This window comes from Streptomyces sp. NPDC007264 (assembly GCF_042869095.1).
Taxonomy (GTDB): domain Bacteria; phylum Actinomycetota; class Actinomycetes; order Streptomycetales; family Streptomycetaceae; genus Streptomyces.
On sequence record NZ_JBIAFD010000005.1, the window covers coordinates 156,689 to 172,645 of the forward strand.

The window sequence follows — 15,957 nt, forward strand, 5'->3', positions numbered from 1 at the left end:
TCCGCGGGGCCCTCACAACCGGGGGCGGCCGGTGGCCACCGCGTAGAAGGCGACGGCGGCGGCCGCGCCCACGTTGAGGGAGTCGACGCCGTGGGCCATGGGGATGCGGACCCATTCGTCCGCCGCGACCAGCGCCTGCGTGGACAGGCCGTCGCCCTCCGCGCCGAGCATCAGCGCGACGCGGTTCATCCTGTGCGGTGCCGCCTCGTCGAGCGTTCTGGCCTTTTCGTCGGGGGTGAGCGCGAGCAGCGTGAAGCCCGCCTCGCGGACCGCCTCCAGGCCCTTGGGCCAGGTGTCGAGGCGGGCGTAGGGCACCGCGAACACCGCGCCCATGGAGACCTTCACACTGCGGCGGTAGAGCGGGTCGGCGCAGTCGGGGGACAGCAGGACCGCGTCCATGCCGAGGGCCGCGGCGGAGCGGAAGATCGCGCCGATGTTGGTGTGGTCGTTCACGGATTCCATGATCACGACGCGGCGGGCGGTCGCCAGGAGTTCGTCCGCCGTCGGCAGCGGCTTGCGCTGCATGGAGGCGAGCGCGCCACGGTGCACGTGGTAGCCGGTGACCTTTTCCGCGAGCTCCGGGCTGACCGCGTAGACCGGGGCCGGGAGTTCGTCGATGACGTCGCGCATGACGTCGATCCACTTGGCCGACAGCAGCATGGAGCGCATCTCGTACCCCGCGGCCTTGGCCCGTCTGATGACCTTCTCGCCCTCGGCGATGAACAGTCCCTCGGCCGGCTCGCGCTTGCGGCGCAGCTCCACGTCGGTCAGGCCCGTGTAGTCGCGCAGGCGCGGGTCGTCGGCGTCCGCAACGGTGATGAGATCAGCCACAGGGTGATACTGCCTTGTCCTGGGAACGGTGCCAACGGCTGGAACTGGACGTGTTACCCCGGGTTACTCCCCGGGTCGTGGCCCTGCCTCCACCACGTCGCCGATGACGATGACCGCCGGGGGCCGCACGTCCTCGGTGCGCACGGTCTCGGCGACCGTCGCCAGGGTGGCGTCGACGCGGCGCTGGGCGGCCGTCGTGCCCTCCTGGACCAGGGCCACGGGGGTGCCGGGCGCCTTGCCGTGGGCGACGAGCGTGTCGGCGATCTTCCCGATCTTGTCGACGCCCATGAGGATCACCAGCGTTCCGGTCAGCCTGGCCAGCGCCGCCCAGTCGACCAGCGAGCGCTCGTCGTCGGGGGCGACATGCCCGCTGACGACCGTGAACTCATGGGCGACGCCGCGGTGGGTGACGGGGATGCCGGCCGCGCCCGGCACCGAGATGGAGCTGGAGATGCCCGGGACCACCGTGCACGGGATGCCCGCCTCGGCGAGCGCCTGGACCTCCTCCATGCCACGGCCGAAGACGAAGGGGTCGCCGCCCTTGAGACGTACGACCGACTTTCCCTGCTTGGCGTGCTCGATCAGCGCGTTGTTGATGGCCTCCTGGGCCATGAAACGGCCGTACGGGATCTTCGCCGCGTCGATGACCTCTACGTGCGGCGGGAGTTCGGCGAGCAGGTCGCGGGGGCCGAGGCGGTCGGCGATGACCACGTCGGCCTCGGCGAGCAGGCGCCGGCCGCGGACGGTGATCAGATCCGGGTCGCCGGGTCCGCCGCCCACCAGCGCGACGCCGGCCGTACGGGTGCGGTGGTGCGGGGCGACCAGGGTGCCGTCGCGCAGGCCCTCGACCACGGCGTCGCGGACGGCCGCGGTGTGCCGGGGGTCGCGGCCCTCGGCCGCGGTGGTCAGGACGGCCACCGTGACGCCTTCGCTGTGCCCGGTCGCGGGGGTCCAGGCGGTCGCCGCGTCGGCGTCGTCGGCGCGCACGCACCACACCCGGTGCGTCTCGGCCTCCGCCGAGGCGCGCGTGTTCGCCTCGCGGTCGCTGGTGGCGATCAGGGCGTACCAGGCGCCCTCCAGATCCCCGGGCCGGTACGGGCGCCTCGCCCAGCCGATCTCGCCGGAGTCGGCCATGGCCTCCACCGAGGGGGTGGCCTCGGGGGACACGAGCAGGACGTCCGCGCCGGCCGCGATCAGCGCGGGAAGCCGGCGCTGGGCGACCTGGCCGCCGCCGAGCACGACCACGCGACGGCCGGTCAGGCGCAGCCCTACGGGGTAAGGGGGGTGTTCGGCCATGGCGGTGCGGCTCCTCGTCCAGGCGGTGCGAAACGGGGGCCTCTACGGCTTTGGAGCGGCCCTGACGTGGGAATTTTATGCGCCGGGTGGCTGATCGCGGTGGTGGGTACCGGCGCACGGCCGGGGGTGCGGAGGCGCGCGGCGCCACGACACCGCCCGCCGCCCCGGCCCGTCCGGTGCGCGGGGGCCCGGGGCGTGCGGCCCCGGACCCGCGCCCCTACTTCTCGGTGACGCCCGCCGAGTCGAACGTCGCCACCTCGTGCATCGCCCGCGCCGCGCTCTGCACGAGCGGCAGCGCGAGGAGCGCGCCCGTGCCCTCGCCGAGGCGCAGGTCCAGGTCGACGAGCGGGCGCAGGCCCAGCTTGTTGAGGGCGGCCACATGGCCCGGCTCCGCGCTGCGGTGGCCGGCGATGCACGCCGCGAGGACCTCGGGGGCGATCGCCCGGGCCACGAGGGCGGCGGCGCCCGCGCTGACGCCGTCGAGGATCACCGGGGTACGCAGCGACGCGCCACCGAGCAGCAGCCCCACCATGGCCGCGTGCTCCAGGCCGCCGAAGGCCGCCAGGACGCCGATGGGGTCGGCCGGATCCGGCCGGTGGAGTTCGATGGCGCGCCGGACGACCTCCGTCTTGCGCGCCAGCGTCTCGTCGTTGATGCCCGTGCCGCGGCCGGTCACCTCGGACGGGTCGGTGTCGGTGAAGACCGCGATCAGGGCGGCCGAGGCCGTCGTGTTCGCGATGCCCATCTCGCCGGTGAGCAGGGCCTTGTTGCCCGCCGCCACCAGGTCGCGGGCCGTCTCGATGCCGACCTCGACGGCCTGCACGACCTCTTCGCGGGTGAGCGCGGGGCCGGTCGTCATGTCGGCCGTGCCCGCGCGGATCTTGCGCGGCAGCAGGCCCGGGGTCGCGGGCAGGTCGGCGGCCACGCCCACGTCGACCACGCAGACCTCGGCGCCCACCTGGCCCGCGAAGGCGTTGCAGACCGCGCCGCCGCCGAGGAAGTTGGCGACCATCTGGGCGGTCACCTCCTGGGGCCAGGGGGTGACGCCCTGGGCGTGCACCCCGTGGTCGCCGGCGAAGATCGCGACGGCTGCGGGCTCGGGAACCGGCGGCGGGCACTGCCGGGACAGGCCCGACAGCTGCGCGGAGATGATCTCCAGCATGCCGAGCGCGCCCGCGGGCTTGGTCATGCGCTTCTGGCGCTCCCACGCCTCGCCGAGGGCCTTGGCGTCCAGCGGGCGGATGCCCGCCACGGTCTCGGCGAGCAGGTCGTGCGGCTCCTCGCCGGGCAGCGCCCGGCGGCCGTACGTCTCCTCGTGCACGACCCAGGACAGCGGACGGCGCTTGGACCAGCCCGCCTGCATCAGCTCCGGCTCCTCCGGGAACTCGTCGACGTAGCCCACGCAGAGGTAGGCGACGACCTCCAGGTGCTCGGGCAGTTCGAGGGCGCGGACCATTTCGCGCTCGTCGAAGAAGCTGACCCAGCCCACGCCGAGGCCCTCCGCGCGGGCCGCGAGCCACAGGTTCTCGACGGCGAGCGCGGAGGAATAGGGGGCCATCTGGGGCTGGGTGTGCCGGCCCAGGGTGTGGCGGCCGCCCCGCGTCGGGTCGGCGGTGACCACGATGTTCACCGGGGTGTCGAGGATGGCCTCGATCTTCAGTTCCTTGAACTGCTTGGCCCGGCCCTTGGGCAGCGACTTGGCGTACGCCTCGCGCTGGCGCTGCGCCAGCTCGTGCATCGTGCGGCGCGTCTCGGCGGAGCGGATCACGACGAAGTCCCACGGCTGGGAGTGACCCACGGAAGGTGCCGTGTGGGCGGCCTCCAGCACGCGCAGCAGCACGTCGTGCGGGATCGGGTCGCTGCGGAAGCCGTTGCGGATGTCCCGGCGCTCGCGCATCACGCGCAGCACGGTCTCGCGCTCGGCGTCGTCGTATCCGGGCGCCGCCGGGCCGGTGGACTGTCGTACGTCTTCCACTGCGGCGGTGCTCTCTTCCTGGTCGGCGGCCCGGGTGTCCAGGTCCTCCGCCTGCTGCGCGGCCACGGGCTGCGGGGCGGCGGCCGGCGGCTGCGGAGCGGGGGCCTCGCCCTCGCGGGGGGCGGGCACGGTGACGACGGGTTCCGCCGCCGGTGCGGCGGTCGCCGGCCCGTCCTCCCCGGCCGCGGTCGGGGCGGGCTCCGCCGCTACGGGCTGCTCGTGCGGGGGCAGGGGCGGCACCCGCAGGGCGTGCGGCGGGGTGGGGGCCAGGTGCGGGGTGGTCGGCACCGTGCCGTCGACGGGCACGAACCGGCCCAGCGACTGGTCCGGCTGCGGCTCGAGGGGGCCGCCGGCCGGCTCACCGGTCGCGGGCTGCTCGCCGTGGGCCCCTTCGGCGGACGCCTGGGGCACCGCGGCCCCGGCGGCCGTGCCGTGCTCGGCGACCACGGGCTGCTCCTGCGGGGCGGGGCCCTCCTGCGCGGGCTCGGCGGACACGGCGGACACGGCCGCGGCGTCGGGGAGCGGGGCTGCGAGCGCCTGCGGTTCCGGTGCCGGGGCGGGCGCCTGGACCGGGTCCTCGGCGGGGTCGTGGACCTGCTGGTCCGGCACGAGGACGACGGGCTGGGCGGGGTCCTGGCCCGGCTCGCCCCGGGCCGGCGCCTGGGCCTCGGGAGACGGGACGGACGGCACCGTGGGTCCGGCGGGCGCGGGCTCGACGGCCTCGGCCTCGGTCTCCTGCGGGGGTACGCCTGCGTCGGCGGGCACGCCGGCCTGCGCGGCGGCGGCGTCCTCCGGCCGCGGAGCGTTCGGCGCGGACGCGGCGTCCGCGTCCGCGGCGTCCGCGGCCTGGGCGTCCGGTGCCTGGACGGCCCCCGGCTCGTGCGGCGCGGGGGAGACGGCCGGCTCCACCGGCGCGGCCTCGGGGTGCTGCGGGGCGGGGGCCGGTGAACCGTCCGGAACGGGTGCGGCACCGGCGGCCGGCACGCTCCCGGACGCGTCGGTCACCGCCTCGGGCGCCGGGGCGGCGTGCACGGCGTCCGGAACCTGCTGCACGGCTGCGGGCACACCGTGGCCGTCCTGCGGCAGGCCTGGGGCCTGCGGCTGCTCGGCGGCGGTCCGGGGGGCGGGCTCCTGCAGTGCTCCGGAGCCCTCCGGGGCCATGGGGAAGGGCTCGGGGGCGGCCGGGAGCGGCTCCGGCGCGGTCACCGGGTCGGGCGCCGGCATCGGGGCCACCGCGTCCGCCACGGCGTTCTCCGGCAGGATCGTCTGCCCCTGCGGCGGAGCGCCCCACGGCACCGCTCCCTGCGGGGAGTTCTCCACGAGGTGTGCCACGTCCAGGTACTCGGGGCCGGTCGTCGGCGGCCCCGAAGGGCGCAGCGGGGCATCCGCAGGACCGCGGTCGGAGAGCGAACGCACCAGGGTCGACGAGGGGTCCGGGGTGGGCGGGCCGAGGTGCAGCGGGCGGTGCGGCGTCGGCTGCGGCACGGGCGTCCCCGCGGGGGGCGTGCGGACCGCCGCGACGTCGAGCGAGCCGCTGTCCCGGCCGGCCGTCTCGTGCGGGCCCGGCTCGTGGGCGAACGGCGCGGGAGCCGGAGCGGGCTGCGGCTCGTTGCCCCACGCGCCCTGCTGGCCGGGCATCAGGAGCAGGTCGTCGTCCTCGGCGGGGGCGGTGCCGGAGTGGTCGAGGTAGGTGTACGCGCCCGGCGCGAGGACGCCCGGCTGCTCCACCATGCCTGCGTTCTCCGGCAGTCCCTCGCCCGGGACCTGGCCGGTGTCGGTCATGCGTATCCCTCGCCCATCGGTTAGTGCTTCCACGGCCGGCTCGCCCGGAACGGCGCGCGCCGACCGCCCGCAATGAAGAACGAGCGTGCGTGCCCAGCGGCACGAACGACCCGCCGTCAATGGCGACAAAACCATTCCATGGCATTGTCGCGGTCGTTCTCCCGTCGCGACAGCATGATCCGCGACGGCCCGCTGTGGACTGCGCCACGTTGCGCGCCCTCCGGTTCTGCCGTACCACACCTGCCCCAAAAGGGGCACGCTTTCCGGACATTGACTGACGAAGGCCCGGATCACCCAAGTGCGGTACAACGATCGGCCAGCCTACCGCGCCGGTAGGACAACCGGATCACAGGGAGCGTTCGGGCAATCGGCCGCTGAGCAGGAACGCGACGCTCCGTTCCTTCTCCGTCCAGGCCCGCGTGTCGAGCTCCACCGACTGCAGCAGCGCGCACTCGACGTCGTAGCCGTGCTCGGTCAGATCCCTGCCGACGAGCTCGGCCGAGTCGCGGGTCGCGGCGTGCGCGACGATGCGCTGGGGGCGCCGGTCGGCGACGGCCGAGACGACCGCCACTCCCCCGCCCCCGACGCGTACGACGTCCGGTTCGGGGAGGTTCTCCAGGATGTGCGGGGCGGTGCCGTGCACGACCTGCAACTGGACGCCGAAGCGGCGGGCGGTGGCCGTCGTGCGGCCGCAGGCGTCGGGGTCGCGGTCCACAGCGATGACGGCGGCCCCGCAGCGCGCGGCGTCCACGGCGAACGCGCCCCCGCCGGCCCCGATGTCCCACACCAGATCACCCACCCTCGGCCCCAGGCGGGCGAGTTGGGCGGTGCGCAGCAGATCCGTCTCGCCCTCGCCCAGCCCGCCGCCGTACGCACCGGCGGGCAGCGCCCAGCCGCGCGGTCCCGCGCCCGGGTCACGGCCGGCGATCCAGCCGCCGCCGTCGGCCGCGGTCGCGGGTCCGCCGATGACGATGACGACGTTGGGGTCGCGCCAGGTGTGGTCGGCGGCCTTGTCGGAGGTGACGACGGTCACCTGTTCGCGGTCGGTGCCGAGCTCCTCGCAGATGACGAAGGTGCGGTGAACCCCCTCGAGGAGCAGGCCGAGCTCGGCGGGTCCGGCACCCGGGGAGGTGAGAACGGCCACCTTGGTGTGGGCGCGGCATACATTCACCGCGCGTCGCAGCGTGCGGCGGTGTGCCACCACCACGTGTGCGTCATCCCAGGGCATCCCGGCGCGTGCGAAGGCGGCGGCCACCGAGGAGACCGCCGGCACGACTTCCACCTCCAGGCCGAACTCCGGAGCGCGCAGGGTCCGGACGACGCCGAAGAAGCCCGGGTCGCCGTCGGCGAGGACGACGGCCGTGCCCCGGTGGGCGGCGATGCGGCGGGCGGCGAGGGCGACACTGCCGAGGCGGATGCGCTCGGCCGTCGCCGGCACCTCCGGGAGCGCGAGGTGGTGGGCCGCTCCGGCGACGAGCGTGGCGGCCCCGAGGGCCGAGCGCGCCGCGGCGGTCAGCGGCGAGCCGTCCCAGCCGATCACCGTCACCCGGTCGGCCATCGTCGTCAGTCTCCAGGAGTTCGCGCAGGTCGTCAGGGGCCAGCCCGCACGGCGGGCTCCGTGAGGGTACCTGGTCCGGCCGGGGTTCACCCGTCGCGGGCTCGCCCCGCGGGTGCGGTCCCCGCTGTCAGTTCCAGTTCGGGAACGACGCGAAACCACCGGTGTCGGCGAGTTCCTCGCCGACGCCTTCGAGGTCCTCCGGCAGCAGGCTCCAGACGATGAAGTCGGTGCGTACGTCGGTCCAGGTGCCGTCCTCGGTCCGGACGTGCGCTATGCAGGCGTTGCGCAGGACGCCCTCGCTGATGCAGCCGATCTTCTGGGCCACCTGCTGGGAGGCGGTGTTGTCGGCGGCGGTGCGCAGTTCGATCCGTTCGAACTTCTGGTCCCCGAAGAGCCATTGGGCGGTGGCGAGCGCCGCCTCGGAGGCGTAGCCCTCACCGCGCGCCCAGGAGGCGATGATGTACGACAGCTCGGTGGACCGCACATGCCAGTCGGTCCGGCCGAGCTGGATGATCCCCACCAGCCGCTGGGTGAGGAACTCGGCGACGGCGAGGTCGAGGCCGCGGCCCGCGGTGCGTTCGGCGGGCGCGTACTCGGTGATCCAGGTGCGGGCGCCCTCCTCGGTGAAGGGCTGCGGCACGTCCGTCCAGGCACCGACCAGTTCGTCGTTCATCATCTCGGCCAGCGCGGTGATGTCGTCCTCGTCGAGAGGGCGCAGAACCAACCGCTCCGTGCTGATGGAGACGTTGGGGAAGGTGCTCGTCATTGCGCCGCTCCGTAACCTTCGGAAACCGTCAGTGCCTGCTGAACTGCCCAGCATGCAGCATGGAAGCACCGAACCGCACCACTGGGTCCTTTCCCGCCGCGCCGGGCGGGCGGGGGCGCCCGCATGCCGGGGGAGCCCGCCTCGGGTGCCGCGGCCGGCGGTGGCGGGCACCGTGACCGGCCGGATCGGAAGGACGGGATCACCGAGCCCCGGTGCCGGGCCCGCGGCCGGGGGCGGGCACTGCGGGACGTTCGGCCCGTAATAGGGTCACGGCATGTTCGATGCCCTGACGCTGGTGACCGGTGTCGCCGCGCTGCTGCTCGCCGCCTGGTGCGGCTGGGCGGCCTACCGTGATCAGCCCACCAAGGACTGGCACTTCATCGGCATGGGGGTGGTGACGCTGCTGGCCCTGGTCCAGCTGGTCGTCGGCATCGTCCAGCTGGCGCGCGGCGAGAAGCCGCAGCAGGGCACGACGATCTTCGTGGCGTATCTGCTCGGCGCCTTCGCGTGCGTCCCGGCGGCGGGTTTCATGTCGCTGGCGGAGCGCACGCGGTGGGGCTCGGTGACGGCCGCGGCGGGCGGTGCGGTGCTCGCCGTGCTCGAGGTACGGCTGTACGACATCTGGGGAGGCTGAGATGACGGCCGCGGAGGGCGACGGGACCGTGCCCGGGGAGAAGGCGCAGGGACGCGGGGGGCCGAAGCGGGCCCGGCTGGTCGGCGGCCCCGGCATGCTGCTCGTCTGGCTGTACGGCGTGATGGTCGTCGGCGCGGTGTCGCGCTCGGCCGTGCAGATCTCGACGCAGTTCGACAGAGCCCCGCTGGCGTACTCCCTGTCCGCGCTGGCCGGTGTCGTCTACGGCTTCATCACGTACTCCCTGGTGCGCGGCGGCGAGACGGCCCGGCGGGCGGCCCTGGTGTGCTGCGCGGCCGAGCTGGTGGGCGTCCTGACCGTGGGCACATGGACGGTCGTCGAGCCGTCCGCCTTTCCCGACGCGACCGTATGGTCCGACTTCGGGATGGGGTACGCCTTCATTCCCGTCCTGCTGCCGTTGTCGGCCATGTACTGGTTGCGGGCGGCAGCCTCGCGGCAGGGGGCCGCGGCCTGAGGCCCGCGCACGGCCTCGGGGGCCGTGACCGGGTGGTCGCGGCCCCGTGCCGTGCGGTGCGCGCGGCCCCTACGCGGTCGCCGCGTACGATCCCGCCGGCGCCTGCTTCTCCAGGACGATCATGGGAACGCCGTCGGTGCCCTGGGAGGTGCCGACCGTCTCGTAGCCGACGCGGCGGTACAGACGGAGGTTGCCCTCGCTGCGGTGGCCCGCGGTGAGGCGGAACCTGGTCGCGCCGCGCTCCTCCACCAGCGCCGCCTCCGCCGCACGCAGCAGGCGGGCGCCGATGCCGTGCCCCTGCAGCCGGGGATGCACGCAGAGCTTGCCGATGCGGGCCGCGCCGTCCTCGGTCAGGCTGCCGCGGACCGAGCCGACCACCTCGTCGCCGAGCCGGGCCACGAAGACGCAGTCCGAGGCGACCTCCTCACGGACCGAGTCGAGGGTCTGGACGAGCGGGTCGATGCGATAGTTGCCGTACAGCGCGGCCTCGCTCTGGAAGCACAGGTACTGCAGCCTGAAGATCTGCTCGGCGTCCTGCTCGGTCGCCACAGAGATGGTCACGCTCATGCCCATGTGCGCACGCCTCTCGCTCACCTGATCGCCGGTCGTTCCCCACTCCTATCCCCGCGGTTCGCGGGCCGCAACCTCCGCGGCAAGCAATCGACGCAGACATCCAAGACATTTGGAGCGTTCCGGGCCAAGGCTGCCCTGTGAGATACCCAACTCCCCCGCGATCTCCCGGTAGGTCAGGTCCCGCGGGGACAGCAGCGCCGCCATGAGGCGAGGGCAGCGGCCGGGGAGCCGGCGCACCGCCGCGTGCAGCGCCCGGCGGCGGGCCGCCATGAGCGCCTGCTGCTCCGGGCCGGGTCCCGTGTCGTCCGCGGGCTCGCTGCCGTACGGCAGTTCGAGGCGCGCGGTACGTCGACCGCGCCGCGCCTCGCAGCGGACGGTTCGCCGCAGCCAGCCCTGCGGGTCGAGGGGCGGCCCGTCGGTCTCGAGCCGCTCCAGGAACCTCAGCCACACGGCCTGTTCCAGGTCGCTCGGCTCCATCCCGGACCCGTCCGCCTCCGCCGAGGCTTCGGCGGCGAGCAGCGGGTGCAGGGCCGTGAGCATCTCGTGGGTCATGTGCGGCGGGACGCGGCCGCCCCGGCGACGGGTTGCCGAAGCGGCCGCACATCACCCCAAACGGGGTGTCCGTGTCATGTGTTGACCCCCCGACCGCGCAGGAAGTCCTCGCGGGCGAGCAGCCCGGTGTCGGCGTTGTCCGTGAAGACGCCGTCGATACCGGTCGCGAAGTACGTCCTGAAGGCGCCGAAGACGTCCCCGTACGCGGTCGGGTCCGTGCCCCTGCGGAAGTCCACGGGCAGGAAGGTGTTCTCGTTCCTCATGGTGTACGGGTGCAGGACGAGGCCTGCGGCGTGCGCGTCGGCGACGAGCGTGGACGGCTCGGTGAGGTTGCCCTGCGCGTCCCTCGGGATGACCAGGTCGAGCGTCGGGCCGATGCCCTGGGCGTACGACGCGATCTGCCGCAGGCCCTTCGGGGTGATGAGGTCGGCCACCGTGCGCGGGTCGCCCGCCTCGACGAAGTCCCAGGGGCGGCTGTTCGCGGAGGACAGGAGCACGACGAGCGGGTTGCCGACGAGCCCGTTCAGGCGCTGGATGCTGCTGGGTTCGAAGGACTGGATGATGACCGGCGAGTCCTTGCCGTCCTTGCCGTGCCGGCGCAGGATGCGGGCGAGCCGCTCCTCCAGGCCGAGGCCCAGCTTGCGGAAGTAGGTGGGGTGCTTGGTCTCGGGGTAGATCCACACCTGCCGGCCGCGCCTGCGGGTCTGCTCGTCCTGCCACCGGAGGACCTCTTCGAAGGTGGGGATCTCCCAGCGGCCGTCGTAGAGCGTGTTGTGCCGGCGGACGGCCGGGATCCGCTCGACGGCGCGCAGGGTCTTCAGCTCGGCCAGCGTGAAGTCCTCGGTGAACCAGCCGGTGGTGGACACGCCGTCCAGGACCTTGGTGGTCCTGCGGCCGGCGAACTCCGGGTGGTCGGCGACGTCGGTGGTCCCGCCGATCTCCGGCTCGTGCCGGCACACGAGGTGGCCGTCCTTGGTGGGCACCAGGTCGCCGGCCTCCACGATGTCGGCGCCCAGGTCGAGGGCCAGCTCATAGGAACCGAAGGTGTGCTCCGGCCGGTAGCCGCTCGCCCCGCGGTGCCCGATGACCGTCGGGACGGGCAGGCTCTTCAGCCCACCGCCCCGGTGCCGTGCGTCCGCGTCCGCGTCCGCGTGCGCGGCGCCCGGCAGCCCGAGGACCGCTCCCCCCGCGCCGAGCACCGCCGCCCCGAGCAGGGCCCGCCTGCCCGTCCCCCGCGCCTGCTCGTACGACTCCTGCGTCCCCATGAGACTCCTCCCGCCACACGTGTCGAAGCGAGTCGATCGTAGGGGCGGACGGGTGACGGCCGGGAGACGTCCGCGGGAACGCACGACGGACTGAGGCCGTCCTACCGGGTGCGGGGACGGGGGCCTGCGGGCAACGGGTTTGACAGCCGGTCATCCGCCGGCGCGATGTCCGTCACACCCGTCCGGCGGACGACGGGCGTGCGACACGGGACAACCGCAGGTAAACAGTCGTCCACGACACGTAACCACCGCGTGAACCCGATGTGCGCCACGGCGGGCACCGCGAGTATCGTCCTCACCTGCACAGACTCACACCACATCCCTTGACACCGGAGGGCCTGTTGTCCCGCTTCGCGCTCATCAAGGCAGTGCTCGGACCGATCATGCGCCTGATGTTCCGCCCACAGGTGGAGGGCGCGGAGCACCTCCCGGGCGACGGTCCCGTCATCCTGGCGGGCAACCACCTGACGTTCATCGACTCGATCGTGCTGCCGCTGGTGACGAAGCGGCAGGTCTTCTTCATCGGCAAGGACGAGTACGTCACCGGCAAGGGCCTCAAGGGACGGGCCATGGCCTGGTTCTTCACGGGCGTCGGGATGATCCCGGTCGACCGGGACGGCGCGAGCGGGGGTGTGGCCGCGCTGATGACCGGCCGCCGGATCCTGGAGGAGGGCAAGGTCTTCGGGATCTATCCGGAGGGCACCCGCTCCCCCGACGGCCGCCTGTACCGCGGCCGCACCGGGATCGCCCGCCTCACTCTGATGACCGGCGCCCCCGTCGTCCCGTTCGCGATGATCGGCACCGACAAGCTGCAGCCCGGCGGCCGCGGCATGCCCCGCCCGGGGCGGGTCACCGTGCGCTTCGGCGAGGCGATGGAGTTCTCCCGGTACGACGGGATGGACCGCGACCGGTACGTGCTGCGCGCGGTGACCGACTCCGTGATGACCGAGGTCATGCGGCTGTCGGGGCAGGAGTACGTGGACATGTACGCCACGAAGGCGAAGGCCGCCTAGCCACGGTCCGCCGGGCCCGTCCGGTGCCCGGTCGTCGCCCCTTGCTCCCGGCGGGGCGCGCGGGTCCCGTCCTCCAGTCGCTGTCCCCGCAGCAGGAACCATGCGGCTGCCGCGGTGGCCAGCAGGACCGCCGCGCCCACCGCCGCCGCGAGCGTCAGTCCGTGGACGAACGCCGCGCGGGCCGACTCCAGCAGGGCCCGGGCGGTGTCCGCGGGCATGCCCGCCGCCGCCTCGGCCGCGCCGCCCAGCGACTCGTGCGCCGCGGCCGGGGTGCCGGGCGGGCCGGTGAAGCCGCGGTAGACGCCGGTCACGATCGAGCCGAGCAGGGCGATGCCGAGGGCCGCACCGAGTTCGTACGCCGTCTCGGACACCGCGGAGGCGGCGCCCGCCTGTTCCCTGGGCACGCTGGAGAGGATGACGTCCGCGGTCACCGTGAACGACAGGCCCGCGCCGATGCCCACCACCAGCAGCGCGGCCCCGATCAGCGGGTAGCCCGTGGACCGGTCGAGCAGGGTGAGCGCGGCCAGCGCCAGGCCCACCGCGGCGAGCCCGCCGGAGACCACGGCGCGCACCGAGAAGCGCCGGGCCGCGGGACCCGCGGCCATGCCCGCCGCCACCGCACCGACGGCGGCGGGCAGTTCGGCGAGGCCGGCTTCGAACGGCGACCGTTCCTGCACCAGTTGCAGGTACTGCGAGAGGAAGAAGACCAGTCCGGACAGGCCGAGGACGGTCAGCAGGTCGGCGAGGACGGCACCGGTGAAGCCGCGGCGGCGGAACAGCCGCATGTCCAGCAGCGGTACCGGCAGCGTCAGCTGGCGGCGCACGAAGCCGTACAGCGCGGCGGCGCCGAGGACTCCGGCGGCCGTGGCCGCCGGGGACACGCCGTGCGCGGCCGCTTCCTTGACGGCGTACACGATGCCGACCATGCCGACGAGCGACAGGACGAGGCCGGGCAGGTCCCACGGGCCGGGGTCCGGGTTGCGGGACTCGGGCAGGGTTCTGACACCGACGAGGACGAGGACGGCCATCACGGGCAGGTTGATCAGGAAGACCGAGCCCCACCAGAAGTGTTCGAGCAGGAATCCGCCGACGATCGGCCCGACGGCCGTACCGGCCGAGGCGGTGGCGCCCCAGATGCCGACGGCGAGACTGCGCTCGCGCGGGTCGTGGAAGAGGTTGCGGATGAGGGCCAGCGTGGCGGGCATCAGGGTGGCGCCCGCGACACCGAGCAGCGCCCGTGCCAGGATCAGCGACCCGGGCGAGGAGGCGTAGGCGTTGAGGACCGATATCAGGCCGAAAGCGGTGGCCCCGCCGAGCAGGATGCGCTTGCGGCCGATGCGGTCGCCGAGGCTGCCCATGGTCACGAGCAGGCCCGCGATCACGAACGAGTAGACGTCGCCGATCCACAGCAGCTGGGTCCCCGACGGCTGCAGGTCCTCGCTGATGTAGGGGGTGGCGAGGCCGAGGACGGTCGCGTCCACGGCCACCAGCAGCACGGCGAGCACCAGGACGGACAGTGCGAGCCACCGGCTCGGACTTCTCTCCGCCCGCGTCGCGGTCTCCCCACGCTGCAGGGTGCTGGTCATGATTCCTCTCTTCGTAGTGCGCCGCCGAGCAGCAGCTCGACGATCATGTAGGTGAAGTCCTTGGGGGCGACGCGTCCCTCCGCCACCGCCCAGGCGCCGGAGGCCACCAGGCCGTACAGCGCCTCGGTCAGCCATGCGGGGGTGAGGTCGATGCGGAACTCGCCGCTCGCCTGGCCGCGCCGGAACAGCGCTTCGATCCGGGCTTCGATCCGGGTCCAGCCCTCGTTCTGCTCCTCGCCCTCGAAGAGCTGGTTCTCGCTGTAGAGGAAGGCGAGGAGTGCGGCGGCGGACTCAATCTCCGTCACCACGCGGCGCAGGGCCTCCCGGGCGGAGCCGTCGTCCAGCCGTGCCGCCTCCAGGGCCGCCTCGCACTCCGCGATGCCGAGCGCCTCCAGCGCCCGTACCAGCGCGTCCCGCCCGGCGAAGTGGCGGTGCAGGGTCGCCCGGCTGATCCCGGCCGCCTTGGCGACCTCGTCCATGGTGGCGGTGGACTTCCGGGTGAGCAGGGCGGCTGCGCTGCGCAGCACGTGGTCTCGATCGACAGCCATGAGACAACCATAGCCCATATGAGACATCAATGTCTCATAATTGGCGTGCGCCTCTCCTCGGCCGGCGGCTGCGGCAGTCCCGGCCGCGGTCGCTCTCAGTGCCAGGGCAGCCGGCCGCGCCGCTCCCAGTACACGTGCGGGTCCTCGGCGAGGGCCTCCAGGCGGGCGAGCTCGTCCTCGTCGAGGTCGACGACGGCGGCGTGCAGGTTGGACGCGAGCTGGCCGACGGTGGCCGCGCCCGAGAGGACGACCCCGGCCCAGGGCTTGCGCAGGATCACGGCGAGGGCGACGGCGTCGCAGCCGAGAGACGTCCGCGCGGCCACGGCCTTCAGGGGGTCCGGCGCGTGGGGGCCGGCCAGCCGTCCGTTGGCCATGCCCTCCTTGACGATCACGGCGAGCCCGGCGTCGTGGGCCTCGGCGAGCGCCGGGGCGGCCGAGGTCTCCAGCACGTTGTACGTGGACTGGACGGTACGGAACAGGGGCTCGCCGCCGACCGTCACGGCGAGCGCGGCGCGGATCGCCTCGGCCTGGGCCGGACCGCTGGTGGAGAAGCCGATCGTGAGGCCCTCCGCCGCGGCCTCGGCGAGCCTGGCGTGCAGTTCCTTGTCGGCGAGCGCCGGGCTGTCCGGGGTGACGGAGTGGATCTGGTACAGATCGAGCCGGTCGCCGAGCAGCGCGGCGGACTCGGCGCGCTGCCGTTCGTACGTGGCGAGACCGTGGTCCTTGACCTCGTGCCGCTCGGCGTCGGTGCGCCAGTCGGCGGTGTAGGTGTAGCCCCACTTGCTGCCGACGACGAGGTCGTCGATGCCGGGGCGGGCCCTGAGCCAGTCCGCCAGGAACTCCTCGGCGCGGCCGTAGGAGCGGGCCACGTCGATGTAGCGGACCCCCTGGGCGTAGGCGGCGTCCAGCAGCTCATGGGTACGGGCGCGCAGGGCGTCGGCACTGCGGACCTGCGGGAGGTCCTGCTCGCGGCCGAGGTTGATGTAGCCGGGACGGCCGACGGCGGCCAGGCCCAGGCCGATGTGGCAGGCGGGAGTCGTCGCTGAGGTGAGGCGTGCGAAGGGCATCGCGGGCTCCGTTCGGTCGGCTCCGTGCGGCTGCGCGAC

Annotated in this window: 14 protein-coding genes; 3 read left to right on the forward strand and 11 right to left on the reverse strand. The window is 73.9% G+C overall.

Going from position 1 to position 15,957, the window contains the following annotated elements; translation table 11 throughout:
* Window positions 1-12: 12 nt before the first annotated feature.
* From ACFYMU_RS10110 to ACFYMU_RS10130, 5 genes are all read right to left on the reverse strand, one after another.
* Window positions 13-831, reverse strand: a complete 819-nt coding sequence (locus tag ACFYMU_RS10110) for a TrmH family RNA methyltransferase (protein WP_388370696.1) — start codon at window positions 829-831, stop codon at window positions 13-15.
* A 63-nt stretch (window positions 832-894) separates the two neighbouring features.
* Window positions 895-2,127 (reverse strand): uroporphyrinogen-III C-methyltransferase, encoded by a 1,233-nt coding sequence (gene cobA / locus ACFYMU_RS10115; protein ID WP_388370699.1) that lies wholly within the window; start codon window positions 2,125-2,127, stop codon window positions 895-897.
* 217 nt (window positions 2,128-2,344) lie between these two features.
* Complete coding sequence (cobT, locus tag ACFYMU_RS10120; RefSeq protein WP_388370702.1) at window positions 2,345-5,884, reverse strand: nicotinate-nucleotide--dimethylbenzimidazole phosphoribosyltransferase; 3,540 nt, start codon at window positions 5,882-5,884, stop codon at window positions 2,345-2,347.
* Between the two features lie 346 nt (window positions 5,885-6,230).
* Window positions 6,231-7,442 carry a precorrin-6y C5,15-methyltransferase (decarboxylating) subunit CbiE gene (gene cbiE, locus ACFYMU_RS10125; RefSeq protein WP_388370704.1) on the reverse strand — a complete coding sequence of 404 codons (1,212 nt, stop codon included), beginning with the start codon at window positions 7,440-7,442 and terminating at the stop codon, window positions 6,231-6,233.
* A gap of 127 nt (window positions 7,443-7,569) precedes the next feature.
* Window positions 7,570-8,208 carry a GNAT family N-acetyltransferase gene (locus tag ACFYMU_RS10130; RefSeq protein ID WP_388370706.1) on the reverse strand — a complete coding sequence of 213 codons (639 nt, stop codon included), beginning with the start codon at window positions 8,206-8,208 and terminating at the stop codon, window positions 7,570-7,572.
* Between the two features lie 274 nt (window positions 8,209-8,482).
* Here ACFYMU_RS10130 and ACFYMU_RS10135 point away from each other — a divergent pair, with 274 nt between their 5' ends.
* The gene (locus ACFYMU_RS10135; RefSeq protein WP_388370709.1) at window positions 8,483-8,842 is read left to right on the forward strand and encodes a hypothetical protein; all 360 of its coding nucleotides are present in this window, start codon (window positions 8,483-8,485) and stop codon (window positions 8,840-8,842) included.
* Between the two features lies 1 nt (window position 8,843).
* The gene (locus tag ACFYMU_RS10140) at window positions 8,844-9,314 is read left to right on the forward strand and encodes a hypothetical protein (protein WP_388370712.1); all 471 of its coding nucleotides are present in this window, start codon (window positions 8,844-8,846) and stop codon (window positions 9,312-9,314) included.
* A 69-nt stretch (window positions 9,315-9,383) separates the two neighbouring features.
* Here ACFYMU_RS10140 and ACFYMU_RS10145 read toward each other — a convergent pair whose 3' ends face one another.
* From ACFYMU_RS10145 to ACFYMU_RS10155, 3 genes are all read right to left on the reverse strand, one after another.
* Entirely contained in the window at window positions 9,384-9,887 is a 504-nt protein-coding gene (locus tag ACFYMU_RS10145) for a GNAT family N-acetyltransferase (protein ID WP_388371391.1), read from the reverse strand.
* Between the two features lie 45 nt (window positions 9,888-9,932).
* Window positions 9,933-10,439, reverse strand: a complete 507-nt coding sequence (locus ACFYMU_RS10150) for an RNA polymerase sigma factor (protein ID WP_388370715.1) — start codon at window positions 10,437-10,439, stop codon at window positions 9,933-9,935.
* Window positions 10,440-10,513: 74 nt separating this feature from the next.
* Window positions 10,514-11,704 carry a glycerophosphodiester phosphodiesterase gene (locus ACFYMU_RS10155; RefSeq protein WP_388370718.1) on the reverse strand — a complete coding sequence of 397 codons (1,191 nt, stop codon included), beginning with the start codon at window positions 11,702-11,704 and terminating at the stop codon, window positions 10,514-10,516.
* 323 nt (window positions 11,705-12,027) lie between these two features.
* Here ACFYMU_RS10155 and ACFYMU_RS10160 point away from each other — a divergent pair, with 323 nt between their 5' ends.
* Window positions 12,028-12,717, forward strand: a complete 690-nt coding sequence (locus ACFYMU_RS10160) for a lysophospholipid acyltransferase family protein (RefSeq protein ID WP_388370721.1) — start codon at window positions 12,028-12,030, stop codon at window positions 12,715-12,717.
* Here ACFYMU_RS10160 and ACFYMU_RS10165 read toward each other — a convergent pair.
* The 3 genes from ACFYMU_RS10165 to ACFYMU_RS10175 all read right to left on the reverse strand — a co-directional run bounded on the left by ACFYMU_RS10165 (window position 12,714) and on the right by ACFYMU_RS10175 (window position 15,918).
* Window positions 12,714-14,303: an MFS transporter gene (locus ACFYMU_RS10165; RefSeq protein ID WP_388370724.1), complete on the reverse strand. Its 1,590-nt coding sequence runs from the start codon at window positions 14,301-14,303 to the stop codon at window positions 12,714-12,716. The two genes, ACFYMU_RS10160 and ACFYMU_RS10165, sit on opposite strands and share 4 nt — an antisense overlap.
* Window positions 14,300-14,851, reverse strand: a complete 552-nt coding sequence (locus ACFYMU_RS10170; RefSeq protein WP_388370727.1) for a TetR/AcrR family transcriptional regulator — start codon at window positions 14,849-14,851, stop codon at window positions 14,300-14,302. Before ACFYMU_RS10170 ends, ACFYMU_RS10165 begins: the two co-directional genes overlap by 4 nt.
* A 95-nt stretch (window positions 14,852-14,946) precedes the next feature.
* Entirely contained in the window at window positions 14,947-15,918 is a 972-nt protein-coding gene (locus tag ACFYMU_RS10175) for an aldo/keto reductase (RefSeq protein ID WP_388370729.1), read from the reverse strand.
* Between the last annotated feature and the right edge of the window lie 39 nt (window positions 15,919-15,957).